The organism is Haloprofundus salilacus (genome assembly GCF_020150815.1).
Classification (GTDB): domain Archaea; phylum Halobacteriota; class Halobacteria; order Halobacteriales; family Haloferacaceae; genus Haloprofundus; species Haloprofundus salilacus.
On record NZ_CP083723.1, the window covers coordinates 1,615,319 to 1,631,556 of the forward strand.

17 protein-coding genes are annotated in these 16,238 nt (G+C 65.9%); 9 read left to right on the top strand and 8 right to left on the bottom strand.

Translation table 11 applies throughout. From position 1 onward, the window contains the following. Positions 1-97 precede the first annotated feature (97 nt). The 3 genes from LAQ58_RS08270 (at position 98) to lrpA1 (ending at position 3,506) form a co-directional block, all read left to right on the top strand. Entirely contained in the window at positions 98-1,999 is a 1,902-nt protein-coding gene (locus tag LAQ58_RS08270; protein WP_224450124.1) for a 2-oxoacid:acceptor oxidoreductase subunit alpha, read from the top strand. A gap of 2 nt (positions 2,000-2,001) precedes the next feature. Further along, on the top strand, positions 2,002-2,940 hold the full coding sequence (locus LAQ58_RS08275; RefSeq protein WP_224450125.1) for a thiamine pyrophosphate-dependent enzyme: 939 nt from the start codon (positions 2,002-2,004) through the stop codon (positions 2,938-2,940). A gap of 137 nt (positions 2,941-3,077) precedes the next feature. Then, positions 3,078-3,506, top strand: a complete 429-nt coding sequence (gene lrpA1, locus LAQ58_RS08280; RefSeq protein WP_224450126.1) for an HTH-type transcriptional regulator LrpA1 — start codon at positions 3,078-3,080, stop codon at positions 3,504-3,506. A gap of 7 nt (positions 3,507-3,513) precedes the next feature. On the opposite strand, the gene LAQ58_RS08285 is transcribed toward lrpA1, so the two are convergent. Continuing rightward, positions 3,514-3,828 carry a hypothetical protein gene (locus LAQ58_RS08285; RefSeq protein ID WP_224450127.1) on the bottom strand — a complete coding sequence of 105 codons (315 nt, stop codon included), beginning with the start codon at positions 3,826-3,828 and terminating at the stop codon, positions 3,514-3,516. 100 nt (positions 3,829-3,928) lie between these two features. Between LAQ58_RS08285 and LAQ58_RS08290 the strand changes: the two genes are divergently transcribed. The 3 genes from LAQ58_RS08290 (at position 3,929) to LAQ58_RS08300 (ending at position 8,228) form a co-directional block, all read left to right on the top strand. Next, the gene (locus LAQ58_RS08290) at positions 3,929-5,407 is read left to right on the top strand and encodes a DNA polymerase Y family protein (protein WP_224450128.1); all 1,479 of its coding nucleotides are present in this window, start codon (positions 3,929-3,931) and stop codon (positions 5,405-5,407) included. A gap of 63 nt (positions 5,408-5,470) precedes the next feature. Further along, a complete protein-coding gene (locus LAQ58_RS08295; protein WP_224446981.1) occupies positions 5,471-6,085 on the top strand; it encodes a hypothetical protein in 615 nt (204 codons plus the stop codon). A 64-nt stretch (positions 6,086-6,149) separates the two neighbouring features. Beyond that, on the top strand, positions 6,150-8,228 hold the full coding sequence (locus LAQ58_RS08300; RefSeq protein WP_224446982.1) for a helicase HerA domain-containing protein: 2,079 nt from the start codon (positions 6,150-6,152) through the stop codon (positions 8,226-8,228). Positions 8,229-8,288: 60 nt separating this feature from the next. On the opposite strand, the gene tpiA is transcribed toward LAQ58_RS08300, so the two are convergent. Next, positions 8,289-8,933 carry a triose-phosphate isomerase gene (tpiA, locus tag LAQ58_RS08305; protein ID WP_224446983.1) on the bottom strand — a complete coding sequence of 215 codons (645 nt, stop codon included), beginning with the start codon at positions 8,931-8,933 and terminating at the stop codon, positions 8,289-8,291. A gap of 325 nt (positions 8,934-9,258) precedes the next feature. Between tpiA and LAQ58_RS08310 the strand changes: the two genes are divergently transcribed. Continuing rightward, on the top strand, positions 9,259-9,483 hold the full coding sequence (locus tag LAQ58_RS08310; protein WP_224446984.1) for a DUF8028 family protein: 225 nt from the start codon (positions 9,259-9,261) through the stop codon (positions 9,481-9,483). A gap of 36 nt (positions 9,484-9,519) precedes the next feature. On the opposite strand, the gene LAQ58_RS08315 is transcribed toward LAQ58_RS08310, so the two are convergent. From LAQ58_RS08315 to LAQ58_RS08340, 6 genes are all read right to left on the bottom strand, one after another. Then, positions 9,520-10,641: a carbon-nitrogen hydrolase family protein gene (locus LAQ58_RS08315; protein WP_224446985.1), complete on the bottom strand. Its 1,122-nt coding sequence runs from the start codon at positions 10,639-10,641 to the stop codon at positions 9,520-9,522. A gap of 95 nt (positions 10,642-10,736) precedes the next feature. Continuing rightward, entirely contained in the window at positions 10,737-11,264 is a 528-nt protein-coding gene (locus LAQ58_RS08320) for a multiprotein bridging factor aMBF1 (protein WP_224446986.1), read from the bottom strand. A 138-nt stretch (positions 11,265-11,402) separates the two neighbouring features. Beyond that, positions 11,403-12,017: a CDP-alcohol phosphatidyltransferase family protein gene (locus tag LAQ58_RS08325; protein ID WP_224446987.1), complete on the bottom strand. Its 615-nt coding sequence runs from the start codon at positions 12,015-12,017 to the stop codon at positions 11,403-11,405. Continuing rightward, entirely contained in the window at positions 12,014-12,547 is a 534-nt protein-coding gene (locus LAQ58_RS08330) for an adenylate kinase family protein (RefSeq protein WP_224446988.1), read from the bottom strand. Before LAQ58_RS08330 ends, LAQ58_RS08325 begins: the two co-directional genes overlap by 4 nt. Further along, positions 12,544-13,626: a histidinol-phosphate transaminase gene (hisC, locus tag LAQ58_RS08335; protein ID WP_224446989.1), complete on the bottom strand. Its 1,083-nt coding sequence runs from the start codon at positions 13,624-13,626 to the stop codon at positions 12,544-12,546. The genes LAQ58_RS08330 and hisC overlap by 4 nt, the downstream gene beginning before the upstream one ends. A 219-nt stretch (positions 13,627-13,845) precedes the next feature. Beyond that, the gene (locus LAQ58_RS08340; protein WP_224446990.1) at positions 13,846-14,577 is read right to left on the bottom strand and encodes a fumarylacetoacetate hydrolase family protein; all 732 of its coding nucleotides are present in this window, start codon (positions 14,575-14,577) and stop codon (positions 13,846-13,848) included. Positions 14,578-14,683: 106 nt separating this feature from the next. On the opposite strand from LAQ58_RS08340, the gene LAQ58_RS08345 reads away from it, so the two are divergent. Together LAQ58_RS08345 and LAQ58_RS08350 are read left to right on the top strand one after the other, a co-directional pair. After that, positions 14,684-15,007: a hypothetical protein gene (locus LAQ58_RS08345; RefSeq protein ID WP_224446991.1), complete on the top strand. Its 324-nt coding sequence runs from the start codon at positions 14,684-14,686 to the stop codon at positions 15,005-15,007. A gap of 51 nt (positions 15,008-15,058) precedes the next feature. Beyond that, positions 15,059-16,171, top strand: coding sequence for a M24 family metallopeptidase (locus LAQ58_RS08350; protein ID WP_224446992.1), 1,113 nt, complete (start codon positions 15,059-15,061; stop codon positions 16,169-16,171). The last annotated feature ends 67 nt before the right edge of the window (positions 16,172-16,238 follow it).

Here is a 16,238-nt window from a genome sequence, read left to right on the forward strand (position 1 = left end):
TCTTCATAATCATTCTATGACAACCTATAGCAAAGACTTTACTTGGTAGATGGCTACAATCGCACACTGGCGGCCCGACACGGGCCAGGACTCAAATATGACTAACGACGAACTTATCTGGCGAATCGCAGGGGGGTCCGGGGACGGGATCGCCTCGACGAGCCAGAACTTCGCGAAGGCCCTGATGCGCTCGGGCCTCAACGTTTTCACGCATCGACACTACCCGTCGCGGATTCGCGGCGGTCACACGTACACGGAGATTCGGGCCTCGGCCGACCCCGTCAAGTCCCGCGGGGACGGCTACAACTTCCTGCTTGCGCTGGGCGACTCGTTCGCCCGCAACCCGCAGCAGAACGCCTACTACGGTAACGAGGAGATCAAACCGCTCTCGGAGAACCTCGACGAACTCCGCGAGGGCGGCGTCATCATCTACGACTCCGGCCTGCTCGACGCCTCCGAAATCGAGGACTTCGACGAGCGAGTCGAGGAGAACGACTGGCACGTCTACGACCTCGACCTGCGCACGATGGCTCGCGAACACGGTCGCGAGGTCATGCGCAACACCGCCGGCGTCGGCGCGACCTGCGCGCTCGCGGGCATCGACCTCGAGTGGATCGAGGAGCTGATGACCGACGCGATGCCGGAGAAGATTCTCGAACCGAACCTCGAGATTCTCCACGAGGCGTATGACATGGTCGAAGAGGAGTACGACGTGGACGCCCACGACGTGAAGATTCCGTCGGGCGAACACGACGAAGAGCAGGTGCTCATGTCCGGATCGGACGCCATCGCCTACGGCGCCATCGACGAGGGGTGCCGCTTCATCGCGGGCTACCCGATGACGCCGTGGACCGAGGTGTTCACCATCATGTCGCAGAACCTGCCCGAACTCGGCGGCATCTCCGAGCAGGTCGAAGACGAGATCGCGGCGGCGGCGCTCGCGCTCGGCGCGAGCCACGCGGGCGTGAAAGCTATGTCCGGGTCGTCCGGCGGCGGCTTCGCGCTGATGTCCGAACCGCTCGGCCTCGCGGAGATGACCGAGACGCCCGTCGTCCTCATCGAGGCGATGCGCGCCGGTCCGTCGACCGGGATGCCGACGAAACCCGAACAGGGCGACCTCGAACACGTCCTGTACACCTCGCAGGGCGACTCCCACCGCATCGTTTTCGCGCCCGGCACGGTCGCCGAGGCGTACACGCAGACGCGCAAGGCGTTCCAGATCGCCTACGAGTACCAGATTCCGAGCATCGTGCTCTACGACCAGAAGCTCGGCGGCGAACTCGTGAACGTCCCGGCGAGCCACTTCGACGAGGAACCCAACCCGTCTCTCGGGTCGACGCTGACGGAGGCCGAAATCGAGGACGCGCCGCACGACGAGTCCGGCAAATTCTCCCGGTTCAGATACGACACGCCCGAGGACAACGGCGTCGCGCCGCGGTCGATTCCCGGACAGAAGGGCGGCCGCTTCCTCGCCACCGGTAACGAACACATGCCGGAGGGACACATCAGCGAGTCCCCCGAGAACCGTGTGTTCCAGATGAACAAGCGGATGCGCAAACTCGAAGCTATCCGCGAGGAGCTTGACGGCGACGGCGTCAACAACACGGTGTACGGCGAGGAGGACGCCCAGTACGGCTTCCTCACCTTCGGCAGCCAGCAGGGCACCGTCGAAGAAGCCGTCGACCGTCTCAACGACGCGGGTCACTCGGTGAAGATGCTCGGCGTCAGCGAGATGGCGCCGTACCCGGTCGACCAGGTGACGGAGTTCATCGAGAGCGTCGACGAGGTGCTCGTCGTCGAGATGAACGCCTCCGCGCAGTTCCGCGGACTGACCCAGAAGGAGATCGGACGCTACGGCGACAAGCTCTCGAGCCTCCTGAAGTACAACGGTAACCCCTTCGAGCCCCAAGACATCGTCGAGGGCTTCGAGGTGAACATCGTCGAGGACGACGAACATCCTCACACGCGAACCAAGTACGTCCCAGCAGCGGGTGACTAATCATGAGTGCATTCAGCGCAATCGGAGAAGGCAAAGAAATCGACCGTAACGACTACACGCCCGGTCTCGAACCGCAGGCGACGTGGTGTCCCGGCTGTGGTGACTTCGGCGTCTTGAAGGCGCTGAAGGGCGCGGCCGCGGAACTCGGTAAATCGCCCGACGAGATGCTGCTCGTCACAGGCATCGGCTGCTCGGGGAAGCTCAACAGCTACTTCGAGAGCTACGGCTTCCACACCATCCACGGCCGCTCGCTGCCGGTCGCTCGCGCGGCGAAGCTCGCCAACCCCGGCCTGCAGGTCGTCGCCGCCGGCGGCGACGGTGACGGCTACGGTATCGGCGGCAACCACTTCATGCACAGCGCCCGCGAGAACCACGACATGACCTACATCGTGTTCAACAACGAGATCTTCGGCCTCACGAAGGGCCAGACCTCGCCGACGAGCCCGATGGGTCACAAGTCGAAGACCCAGCCGCACGGCAGCGCCAAGCAGCCGCTTCGGCCGCTGTCGCTGTCGCTGACCTCCGGTGCGTCGTACATCGCGCGCACCGCCGCGGTCAACCCGAACCAGGCGAAAGACATCATCGTCGAGGCGATGGAGCACGACGGCTTCTCGCACGTCGACTTCCTCACACAGTGTCCGACGTGGAACAAGGACGCCCGACAGTACGTTCCGTACGTCGACATCCAGGACTCCGACGACTACGACTTCGACGTTTCGGACCGCCGCGAGGCGTCCGAGATGATGCACGAGACCGAGGACGCCCTCCACGAGGGCACCGTCCTCACCGGTCGCTACTACGTCGACAGCGACCGCCCGTCCTACCAGCAGGAGAAACAGCAGATCGGCGAGATGCCCGAGGAACCGCTGGCGGAGCGCTACTTCGACGACAGCTACGAGTGGGAGCGCTCGTACGATAACTTCCTCGACAAGCACAAGTAAGCGACCGCAGCGTCGTTTGCGCCCAATTTTTTGCACTACACCTCCGGAGCGAACGCCTTCGCGTCCGATATTTCGCTTCACGAAGAACTGATTTCGCGTTCGCAACATATTTTTGCTGTGAACCGAAAGAAACGCGTATGGGAGCCACATCTACGGAGGACCGCATCCTCGCCGTACTTGAGCAGGATGCGCAAGCCTCCTACGCCGATATTGCCGAACGAGCGGAGGTGTCGAAACCGACGGTCCGAAAGTACATCCGAAAACTGGAGGACAGCGGCGTCATCGTCGGTTACTCCGCCGACGTCGACCCGAAGAAACTCTCCGGGCAGTCCATCGCGCTCGTCGGCATCGACGTCGAGAGCGAACGCTACGTCGAAGCCACGCGCGCGATGAAAGATCTCGACGCCGTCGAAGCGTTGTACACCTCGTCGGGCGACCACATGCTGATGGCCGAGGTCCGAGCGAAGGACGGCGGATCGCTCGGCGATGTCATCAGCGACAAGATTCTGAGTATCGACGGCGTCACCGCCGCCCACCCCTCGTTCCTCCAAGAGCGGTTGAAGTGATGGCAGTTCAGTAGCGGCGGCCGAACCCAGCGAGAGCGGCGACGCCAACGGACCCGAGAACGACCGTCATCCCATAGCCCGCCCACAGCACCGCGTTCAACCCGCTCGTCGCGGCGAGAACCCCGTACACTACGGTTACGACGCCGACGAACAGCGACAGCCCGCCCGCCAGACGCGCCGTTCGCTCGTCGGTCGCGGACTTCGAGCGAGCGTCCGTGAACTGTTCGTCGCCGTCGCCGAAGACGATGTAGTGACCCACCCAGAGGATGACTGCCCCCGCGACGAACAACACGCCGCCGGTCACGAATTGTTCGCCGACCATACGTTCCGTTCGTTCTCACACTGATATGAACGTTCGGACGCGAATCATTTTCACTCCGGTTGGGAAACACTAAGAACACCCCGACGCCAACCCAGAGGCAATGAGCGGTGAGACGCTGCCCGGCGCGAAGCGAGACGCCGAGGAGCGCATCGTCCTCCACGTCGACATGGACTGCTTCTACGCGTCGTGCGAGCGCCTCAAAGAGCCGGAACTGGAGGGCAAACCGGTCGTCGTCGGGATGGGGTACGAACCCGGCGAGGGTCACGGCGCCGTCGCCACTGCGAGTTACGAAGCCCGCGAACACGGCGTCGGCAGCGCCCAACCCATCACGGGGGCGCTCGACGCGCTCCCCCGCTCCGAGGACGTCGAACTCGACGACGACGGCGAGCCCGCGGACCCCGAGATCCCGGCCGTCGGCTACTACCGGTCGGTCGACATGGAGTTCTACAAGGAGGTGAGCGCGCAGGTCAAGGAGATTCTGCACGATTGCGCCGACGTGGTCCGCGAGGTGAGCATCGACGAGGCGTACCTCGACGTGACCGAGCGAACCGGGTGGGAGACCGTCAGCAGTGGTGACAGAACCCTCGCGGAGGGCTACGCCCGCCACGTCAAACAGCGAATCGACCGCGAAGTGGGCGTCACCGCCAGCGTCGGCGTCGGCCCGAACATGAGTGTCGCCAAGGTTGCCAGCGACCACGACAAGCCGGACGGTCTCGTCGTCGTCCGACCTGACGAGGTTCGAGCGTTTCTCGACCCGCTCGACATCGAGGAAGTCCACGGCGTCGGTCCCGTCACCGCGCACGAACTCCGCGAGATGGATATCGACACCGCGGGCGATCTGGCGGCGGCGGACCCGCGGGCGCTCGGCGACAGGTTCGGAGAGCGCGGCCGCGAACTGTACCGCCGCGCGCGCGGCGACGACGACAGGGCGGTGACGCCGACGGGGCTTCCGAAGAGTCTCTCCAGAGAGTCGGCGTTCACCGAACCTACCTCGGAGACGGAGGCCGCCCGGGAGAAAGTGCGGACGCTGGCGGCGGACGTGGCCGAACGCGCGCGCAGTCGCGGCGCGCTCTACCGGACCATCGGTATCAAAGTCGTCCAACCGCCGTTCGAGGTGAACACCCGCGCGAAGTCGCTGCCGGGTCCGGTCGACGACCCCGAACTCGTCGAGTCGGTGGCGTTAGAGTTGTTGACGGAGTTCGCCGACGCCCGCGTGCGAAAACTGGGCGTCCGCGTCTCGAATCTCGATTTCGACGACAGCGATCAGGCCAGCCTCGACGGGTGGGAACAGGCAGACGACGATGCAGTCGGGGAGGTGACCGCGTCGTCAACGCCGAGCGACTCCACGTCGGACGATTCCGTGGGGGACGATTCCGCGAAGGGCAATCCCTCAAAGGGCGACTCCGCGAAGGGCAACGTTGCGACGGCTGACCCGACCACAGACGACGCTCAATCCGGACCGATGCTGAGCGACTGGGCGGAAAATCGCGCCCGCTCGACCCGGCGGAAAGACGCCGACGCCGTCGAGGACCAACCGGAGTCGACGGACGGTCAAGCGTCGTTGACCGAGTTCGAGTAGTCGAGTAGACAGTGATATGATAGAACTCGGTACTCTTATTTGCGATCATTTCTCAATCGAATCATGAACAGACGAGGGCTCCTCGGCCTCGTCGCGGGGGTCACTCTCGGGTGGACCGCGGCGTCGTTCGTGTATCTGAGTAGTGACGACGACGCCGCAGTCGGCGAGAGAGAGGAAGACGGGGTGACGAACCGAGGTGAGACGGGGACGGGGAACGAGACGTCCGCGGAGTCGTCGTCGCAAGGCGCGGAGACGGACCAGGCCTCGGATACGCCGATAGGAGACGGGGAGTCTGAGACAGAGACGGAGAGAATCGACGATGAGACGACGACTGCAACCGAGACGGCGCCGGAGCCCACCGCAACTCCCGAACCCACGCCGGAACCGGAGAACCTCCGCGAGAAGATAGACGTACACACGGCCACCACCGGCGTCGGCGACGAACCGGGCGAGGAGGTGTCTATCAACTACGTCATCAGAAACGAACACGAGTTCGCCGTCGACATCTCGTTCGAGGCGACGCTCCGCCTCGCTAACGGAACGACGCTGCGTGAGACGCGCAGCGCAGAGATCGACGGCGGGTCGCTCACGAGCGGCGAGTTCGTCTTCGACGACCACGAACAGCGCGCGACCGGTTGGGGGTTCTCGCTGCAGACGGTCGAACGGGCGTCGGACTGACGCGGGAGAGTGCAACGACAGCAGGAACTATGGTGCCGGCCTCAGAGTAGCCACCAACGAGCACATGACGGACGAAGAAACCATCACCGTCGCGGATGTGAGCGCGGGTCCGGGCGGGACCGACGACGCCGAACCGGGGACGACCGTACGACTGCCGGCGGTCGAGATTCTGACCGGTCGTGGGTTCATCACCGGCAAATCGGGGTCGGGGAAGTCGAACACCGCGAGCGTCGTCATCGAGAAACTGCTCGACTCGCAGTTTCCCGTCCTCATCGTCGACACCGACGGCGAGTACTACGGTCTCAAAGAGGAGTACGAGATCCTCCACGCCGGTGCCGACGAGGAGTGCGACATCGTCGTCAGCCCCGAACACGCCGAGAAGATAGCGACGCTAGCGCTCGAACAGAACGTCCCCATCATCCTCGACGTCTCGGGCTACCTCGACGAGGCCGACGCCGACGAGATGGTGCTGCAGACGGCGCGACAACTCTTCGCGAAGGAGAAGAAGCTGAAGAAGCCCTTCCTGATGCTCGTCGAGGAGTGTCACGAGTACATCCCCGAGAAGGGCGGGATGGGCGAGGCGGGAAAGATGCTTATCAAGATCGGCAAGCGCGGACGGAAACACGGCCTCGGCATCGTCGGCATAAGCCAGCGTCCCGCCGACGTGAAGAAGGACTACATCACCCAGTGCGACTGGCTGGTGTGGCACCGACTCACGTGGGGCAACGACACGAAAGTCGTCGGGCGTATCCTCGGCAAGGAGTACGCCGACGCCATCGAGAGCATGAACGACGGCGAGGCGTTTCTGATGACCGACTGGAGCGAGACCCTTCGTCGAGTGCAGTTCCGCCGCAAGCAGACGTTCGACGCGGGGGCGACGCCCGGTCTCGACGACTTCGAGCGCCCGGAACTCAAATCGGTGAGCGGCGACCTCGTCTCGGAACTGCGCGACATCTCCGACGAAGAGGCCCAGAGAGAGAGCACCATCGCCGATCTCAGACAGGAGTTAGAGAAGAAAGATGCCGAGATTCGGCGTCTGAAATCGGAACTGGAGGAGGCACAGGACCTGAGTCGGATGGCCGACCAGTTCGCGCAGGCGCTGCTGCAGAAAGCCGAAGCGCCGTACCGAGGCGGCGAGGGGCGAAATCTCGCCCGCCCCGAACACGGACAGGCGGCGCTCGGCGAGTACGAATCCGGCGTGACGCCGGAAATGGTGGGACCGGTCGAGGCGGACGCAGTCGCCGAGGCGGAGAACGGAGAGGCGTCCTCGCCGTCGGGTCAGGCGACGACTGGAGGCGGGTACGTCGAGATGGAGAACGCTTGCGACGAAACGACAGAATTGGCTGACCCGACTGACCCGACTGAATCGACGAAAACGGCCGAAACGACGGCGGAGACGTCGACGACACGGGAACCCGCCGCCGGCGACGAGGGATCGGACTCCCGCAGTGGCTCTCGTCGGGCCATCGTCGACGAACTCCGCGAGGTCGTCGACTCGCTGGACGACGTGACGCGCGAGATGCTCGCGCACTACCGGGCGAAGGACCTCAGCACGCCCGTCGACGCCCACGTTGGCGCGGGCCACTCCGGCGACCAACAGCTCGCCTACGGCCGGAACCGGGCGCTCCGGCAGGCGGGGTTCATCGAGCACGTCGGCCGGGGGCGCTACCGGTACACGCTCCCCGAACTCGTCCGCGACGAGTACGCCGACCGCCTCGCCGACGGCGAGTTCGCCGCCACCGTCGCCGCCGTCGAATCGTCGTTCGCGGACCTCTCTCTCAGTCACCCCGGCGGGAGCGGTGAGTCCGACCGTCGCGCCGAGTCGATTCCGGACGACAAGTCGACGGTCGAGGACGCGAACGGCGAGCGAGACGCTGGGAGAGAACGCGAACCGGAGGAGGCGGTGTCGTCGGCGACTACGTTGTCCGACGTGGGACAGGTGGTCGAGGACGCCGAAATTGTCGAGAACGGCGCGGAGTCGGGCGCCGCCGACTCGGAAGTGAGCCGGGGCGCTACGGACGACGAGACAAAAGCCGATGTCGACGCGGCGTCGACTGACGATGAGACGAGACCAACCGACAATGAGGCGGCGTCGACCGACGAAGAGATGGCGCCGACCGACGACGCGGAGATAATCGACTGACGACTGCCCGACCGACGGTAACGAACCGTCGCCGCTCGGAGACGTCCGTCTAGGCGGCCCTCACAGTTGCGAGACTATATCTTCGAGCGCCGCCCGCGGGTCCTCGGCCTTCGCGACGCCGCTGGCGAGCAGGATCCCCTCCGCACCCAACTCGGCGGCGGCGGTGACGTCGTCGCCGCTAGAGACGCCCGCGCCGCAGAACAGGTCGACACTGTCGTCGACGGCGGTCACCGCGTCGACGGCGTCGCGAACGATGTCGGGGTCGGCGCTGCTGACCGACACGTCGCCGCCGATGAGCTCCGGCGGTTCGACGGCGACGGCGTCCGGACCCAGAGCCGCGACCGCGCCGGACTGTCTCGGGTTGTTCGCGCAGACGATGGTGTCGAGGTTCGCCCGGTCGGCCGCCTGCATCGAGGCGTCGATGTCGGCGAGTTTGAGGCGGTTCTCCGAGTGGTTGACCAGCGTCCCGGTCGCGCCGGCCTCCGCGGCGGCCTCCGCGAGCGTGCTACCGGTGTGGCTGCCGTACTCGACGGGGCTGACGTGCTGGGCCCACGTCTCCACGTCGGTCTCGGCGACGCGCGCGAGGTGCGCCGCCTGCGGCGCGACGGCGATGCGGACGCCGGAGTCGTCGGCGACGTCGCGGGCGGCCGACGCTACTTCGACCGGGTCACACGGATACGCCTTCAGGTTCACCAGGATGAACATACCGAGAGAGGGGTCGGAGGCCGCAAATAGGTTGGCCATATCGACTCGTCGTCGGGGCGTGCCCGCTCTCGGCGCTTGCTCACGGCGAGACTGGTGGGCGGACCGTCCGACGGTCGGCACGTCGGACGAGCGAGCCGCGAACTACCGAACGGCTGACTCGCGAACTACCGACAGCCGAATCACGAACTACCAGACTGCTGTACCGCTAACTGTCGGGGGTGTGTCTACTGACTACCGAACGAGTATCCGCTGCTTACGCGGAGTAAGCGCTGTATAGCTATAGGCTCGGAGACCGTATCGCAGGTCACATGTCGAGGTGCAGCGGATGAGTGCTAGAACTACCCTCCAACCGGTCGGAGAGATACTTCGAGACGTCCAGCCGGCGGTCCAACTCGTCGCCTTCTGGGTGGCGGTCGTGCTCCCCCTCCCGCTCATCGCCATCGTGATCGGCGGCTTGGAGGGAGAGCGAACGTTGCTGTTCGTCGGGCTGCTCGTGCTCAACCTGGTGGCGCTCGTCCTCGGACACGGTCACCGAAACCCCGACGTCTGAGCGCCCTCGCCAGGTGGCCCTCCCGTCGCCCCGTTCTCACCAACTGTCGTCGCGAACCGCCTCGGCGACAGCCTCGACGGCGTCCACGGAGACGTCGTACTCGGTGGCGATTCGCTCGGCCGCCGCCGGCGAGAGCGTTCGCCGAGCCCCGCGGTCGTCCGTCGATCGAGGGGAACCGTCGTCCGCTCGGCTGATTGGGTCGAACGTCCGGTCGTCGACCTCCAGTCGGACGGCGTCCCAGCGGGTGTAGTGGCCCATCGCGTCGAAGTACGCCTTCGTCGTGCGGCGCTCGTCGCGGCTGAACTCGGCCGTCAGCAGCGTCTCCTCGCCGACGGCCGGGCCGGCCTTCACGATTCCCGCCGGGTTGACGAGCATGCTCCCGCCGGCGGCGACGTTGAAGCCGAGCTCCTCGGCACCGAACTCCTCCACGGCGTCGTCGCTCATGTACGCCGAGCAGGAGGCGACGAACGACTGCGTCTCGAAGGCGTACTCGCGGACGGCGGGGTAGATGTCGCAGGTGTCGCGCGCCTCGGCGGACTCCGCCCGCGTCTTGTCGCCGGGGTGGCCGTCCATCGTCCAGAAGCCGGGCCAGACGGCGGCGTGGATCTCCTCGCCCATCGCCGTCAGCGCCGCCTTCGACAGCGTCATGTGGTTCTCGTAGCAGATGAGACCGCCGACGCGACCGAGGTCCGTCTCGTGGGTCGCGAGGCTCGACGGGTCGCCTCGGCCCCAGATTGCGCGCTCGGCGTGCGTCGGCATCAGTTTCCGGTGCCGCCTGACGAGCGCCCCGTCTCGGTCGAAGAAGAACAGCGAGTTGTAGAGCGTCCCGCTCCCGGGTCGGTCGTCGGTCTCGTTGGTCCCGAGGACGACGTGGAGGTCGGCCTCCCGAATCGCATCGCCGAGCACCTCTGTCGCCTCGTCCGCCGCCGCGAGACTGTTCTTCGCCAGGTCAACGACGAGGTCCGTCCAGCGCGGTATCGAGACGCTCCCGCGCCAGTAGGGGTAGCCCGGAAAGTACGTCTCCGGGAAGACGAGCAGGTCGACGTCCTCCCGACCGGCGCGCTCGATCCACCGACAGGTCTTCTCCAGCGTCCCTTCCTTATCGTGGTAGACCGGTTCTATCTGGGCCGCCCCGAGTGTGAACTCCTCCCGTGGCATGCGTGGACAGAGAACAGGGAGAGCGCATAACTCTCCGGATAGCGGCACGCTGTCGCGTCGAAACAGCGAAGAAAACGAGTCGTTCGGGTCGTCGCTCAGTCTTTCCGCTTGACGACGTCGCCGAGCGTCGTCGTCGTCGACCCGCCGCCGGACCACTCGGCGTCCTCGTCGCTCCCGCCCTCCGTGAGCGAGATGTCGAGCTTACGTTCGAGTTTCTTCCGCACGCTGTCGCTGGGGAGGATGTCGCCGCGTTCGAGTTTCCGGATGAGACTCGCCTTCTCATTGAGTTTCTTCGCGAGATCTTCTTGGCTCAGGCCGTCGGCCTCGCGGGCCTGCCGGATGCGGTCGTCGTAGTCGCCGGCGATCTCGTCCATATCGTCGAACATGTCGCGGCGGCGCCGGCGCGACCCGCCGGACGAGGACGAGGAGGTGGAGGACGAACTGGACGAGGACGACTTTCCGCTCGACGAGGTGGAGTACTTCGTCGAGGCAGAACTCGTCGACTCAGTGCGGACCTCGGTCCCGAACCCCTTGCAGTTCTCACAGAGCTGGAGTTCGGCACCTTCGACTTTCGTGGTTGTGAGCGATGCCTGTTCGGCACCGCACATCTCGCACTGTGGCATACGCCCCCGTAGACGACGACGTGGTATAAAATACACGACGAGGCCGCGGCGAGTCGACCCGCGATTTTCCCCCAGAAAACGGTCGAGCGGCCCGAGCAGTCCGAACGCTTCGATGGCCGAGTGGCCGAGCGAACGGACTCAGTCGAGGTCCGACCACGCACCCCAGAAGCGCTGGAGCGCGGTGAAGTGACCGACGATGGCGAACAGCGCGAGCAGCAGGCCGACAGCTGAGAGTCCCGCGACCAGCGGTCCGGGGACGACGGCGGCGACGACGCCGACGACGCCGACGAGCGCGAGGCGGTCCGCGCGGCCCAGCAGGCCGCCGTACTGGCGGCCGAGTCCGACCGCCTGAATCTGCGTGCCGAGGTACGAGGTCATCAGCACGCCCGTCACCGCGGCGAGACCGAGATCGTAGCGACCGATACCCGCCGCCATCCCGACCAGTACGGCGATGTCGGCGTAGCGGTCGAGCACGTGGTCCAGCAGGTCACCGCCGGAGGAAGCCACGCCCTGCTCGCGGGCGAGCGCCCCGTCCAGCAGGTCGAGCCAGCCGTTGACGAAGACGAACAGCGCCCCGAGAGCGTACCATAGTCGGGACTCCGCCGACGCGACCCAGAACGCCCCGCCGGCGGCGACGGCGAACCCGAAGGCGATGACGCTCACGCCGTCGGGCGTCAGTCCGAGCCTGTTCGCGCCCGAGACGACGGGGTCGAGCAGTCGGTCGGCGACGGGCCGCAGTTGGTCGAGCGTCATAGGTACTCCAGATAGTCGACCGTCCCGGCCGACGGCTCCCGTTCCCCGGCGATGACGGCGCGAATCGCGTCGGCGACGGCCTCGGGCGACCGGTCCGTCGTCTCGACTTCGTAGACAGCGTCGACGCCGTGTTCCTCGACCGCTTCGGCGAGGATTACGTCGAGCGCTTCGCTCTCCCTATTTTCGGCGGCTTTCGCCTCGTTCTCGCCGCGGTCGAGGATGCGGGATTCGAGCACGTCCGGACGACAGCGGAGGACGACCACCCGGTCGGCGGGCAGGAGGTGCGCGAGGTGTGATTCGACAACGACGGTGGTCTCGTTTTCTCCCCCGGCAGCGCCGTACTCCTCGTCGACCCACGACTCTAACTGCTCTACGCCGACGACGAGCGAGTCGCGTTCCTCGTCGCGCTCGGTCCAGAACTCCCGGTCACGAACCTCGTCGTTGAGATGCGCGACGGCGAACTCGTCTTCGAGCAGCGCTGTCGCGCTCGTCTTGCCGGTGCCGGGCGTGCCGGTGACGACGACTCTCACGCCGTGACCTCCGCGAGGACGCGGTTGAGCGTCTCCACCGCGCGCTCGGTCTGTTCTTCCGTGCCGCAGGAGATGCGGATGCAGGCGGGAAGCCCGAAACTCGAACAGTCGCGGACGATGACACCCTCGCGCTGGCAGGCGTCGGCGACGGCGGTTCCGTCACCGACCTCGGCGAGGACGAAGTTCCCGGCGCTCTCCCACGTCGGCGCGTCGAGGTTCTCGTACAAATATTCGCGCGCCCACCGGGCGCTCTCGAGGGATCTCTCGACGTGCTCGTCGTCGTCGAGGGCGGCGAGCGCCGCGCGGCAGGCGAGTTCGTTCGCGGCGAACGGGGTGTTGACTCGCGCGTACGCGCTGGCCCACGCCTCGGGAACGACGGCGTAGCCGATGCGGAGTCCGGCGAGGCCGTACGCTTTCGAGAACGTGCGTAGGATAGCGAGATTGTCGTGGTCGTCCAGCAGGTCGACGGCGCTGGGTTGTTCGGCGTACTCGCCGTACGCTTCGTCGACGACGACGAGCGTGTTGTCGTCGACCGCGTCGAGTAACGAGAGGAGTTCCTCGCGCGGGAACTCCGAGCCGGTCGGGTTGTGAGGCGAAGTGAGGTAGACGACGCGTTCGCCGTCGTAGGCGTCGAGTATGCCCTCTGCCGTCTGCGCGAAGTCGTCGTCCTTCGAGAGGCCGTACGTAGACGACCCGCCGTGGACGTACCGCGCGCTCATCGAGTAGTAGGCGAAACCTGGTTCGGGGACGAGAATCTCGTCGTCGGGGTCGAGCGTCGCGCGGTGAAGATAGTCGATAGCGCCGTCCGCGCCGGGGCTGACCCACACCTGTTCAGGTGTGACGTCCCACTTCGTCGCCAGTTTCTCGGTGAGGTCCGCGTGCGAGGTGGTCGGGTAGACGTCGAGCTCCGAAGCGGCCGCTTCGACCGCCGCGACCGCGTCGGGACTCGGCCCGTGTGGGTTCTCGTTCGACGAGAGTTTCACCAGGTCGTCGGGGTCGAGACCGAGTTCGCGGGCGACCTCCTCGATTCCCCGGCCGGGGACGTACGGTGAGTTCGCGGAGAGGTCCCGTGGTTCCATGTTCGGTACGTGTTTGTGGCGGGTCTTAAGGGTGCTTACAACGGGCGAGAGGCGGCCCCGCGTCCGGAGATGGAGTACACGTCCGTGACGCCGACCTCGAAGGTTTATGACCGAGAACGGGACCACCTACCCTCGTGAACTGAAGAACGCCGTGACGGGGTCGAGGCGGGAGAACGGCGTGCCCCTCACGAGCGAATCGATGCGCCGTCTGCTCGCTATCTACGGGATCCGAACGCCGTGTTCGAGCGTGCCGATTCCCTCTATCTCCACTTCGACGCGGTCGCCGTCCGAGAGCGGGCCGACGCCCTCCGGCGTTCCGGTCGCGATGATGTCGCCCGGTTCGAGCGTCAGGTACGTCGTTATCTCCTCGACGAGCGTCGGTACGTCGAACACCATCTGGTCTCGGCTGCCGTCCTGCTTCGTCTCGCCGTTGACGCGGAGCGTCACGCGGGCGTCGTCGGGGACGTGTTCCGGGTCGGCGAGCACCGGCCCCATCGGCGCGCTGCCGTCGAACGCCTTGCCGCGTATCCAGTTTTGCTCCTGACGCTGGTCGTCGCGATTCGAGATGTCGTTGAAGCAGGTGAACCCGGCGACGACGTCCATCGCGTCCTCGGCGGCGACGTTCCGGCATTGCTCGCCGATGACGACGCCCAGTTCGGCCTCCCAGTCGAGGCGCTGTTTCCCGGCCGGAAGCGTCACCGTGTCACCGTGGCCGGCGACGGTGTTAGGACCTTTCAGGAAGAGCATCGGTCTGTCGGGGACATCCGCGCCGTGTTCGGCCGCGTGGTCGGCGTAGTTGCGACCGATGCAGACGATTTTCGACGGTTCGCACGGTGGGAGAATCTCGACGTCGTCGAGCGCGTACGTCTCGCCGCAGAACGTTACCTTGTCGTCGTGCCACTCGCCGGTTCGAACCGCTCCTGCCGGGTCGCGAAATCGGACGTGATGCATGGATGAGCGTGTGTAGCTCGGCGCTTAGTTCTTTGCGAGGCGGCGACACGGACGGGCGAAGTATCCTCGCCCCAGCGACTATCATGCTGCTCGTTGACAGTCGCCTATGCTGGTCTACCTGCATCAGTATCGGGAGTCGGACGCTACCGAAACTGTCGGCGGCGAGAGCACGGACACGGACGCCGAGTCGTACTTCGGCGAGGAACTCGACGCGACCAAGGACGAAGACTGGGAGTCCGTCGAGTACGGCGACCGGACGGTGTTACGGCGTGCGCTCACGTTCGAGGGCGTCACCGCCGTCTCGGTGCCCAGAGACGTCGCCGAACCCGACAGTGGACTCCCCGGTGAGACGGTACAACTCCGCAAGGACGGCGACGAGGAGTACGTCGAGGACGCCGTCGTCGTCGAGGTGACCGACCACAATCCGTAGCCGACCGCCGGGAGCCATACACTTAGTAGGCGTCGTCCGCCTCGCTCACGCATGACAGAGCGATACGCCGACCGACGGTCGGCGCTGTTCGAGAAACTTCCCGACTCGGTCGACACGGCGTACGTTGCACCCAGCGAGACGCTTCGCTATCTCTCGGGACTGTCGATGCATCAGAGCGAGCGCCCGACGCTGCTGTTTCTCTCGCGAACGGACGGGCCGGCGGCCGTCCTTCCGAAACTGGAGACCGACCGCGTCGCCGACGCCCTCGGCGCCGACGTGCCGTTCTACACCTACGGCGACGCGACGGACCCGACGCGGGCGGCGAGCGAAGCGTTCGACCGACTCGCCGCCGACTGCGACCTCTCCGGTGAAGCCGCCGTCGAATTTCGGTCGACTCGGGTTCTGGAGTACAATCTGCTCACGAACTACCACGACCCCGAGTCGATACGCGACCTCGAACCCGCCGCGGCGGCGCTGCGCGCCCACAAGGACGAATCCGAACGCGAGTCGATGCGGACGGCAGCGCGCATCACCGACCGCGTCCTGCAGGAGACGTTCGGGGATATCGAGGTCGGCATGAGCGAACGCGACGTTGAGCGCGCCATCGAGAAGCGTGTCATCGACAGCGACGCCGACACCTACAGCGGCGGTATCGTCACCGTCGGCGAGCGAACCGCGTTCCCGCACGCCAACACCGGCGGCTCGCAAATCGAAGACGGAGACCTCGTGATGATAGATTTCGGCGTCCGCGTCGACGGCTACTTCTCGGACATCACCCGCACCGTCGCCGTCGGCGACCCGGGCGAGGAGTGCCGCGACATCTACGAGGTCGTCCGGGAGGCCGCCCGCGCCGGGCGCGAGGCGGTCGCCGAGGGCGTCGCGTATGAGGAACTCGACCGCGCCGCACGACAGGTCATCGACGACGCCGGCTACGGCGAGTACTTCCCGCACCGCCTCGGCCACGGCCTCGGGTTGGAGGGCCACGAACCGCCGTATCTGGTCGAGGGCAACGAGGCGACGCTCGCCGTCGGCAACGCGTTCACCGTCGAACCCGGCGTCTACGTCGACGGCGTCGGCGGCGTCAGGGTCGAAGACGACGTGTTGTTGACCGAATCGGGGGCCGAGGTGCTGACCGAGACGCCCCGAGAGCTTCGGATTCTGTAGCGCTCAGCGGAAGCGCTCGGGCGCTTTTTGACCTTTTGCCGCCAGCGAATCCGACCGCCGGACGTAT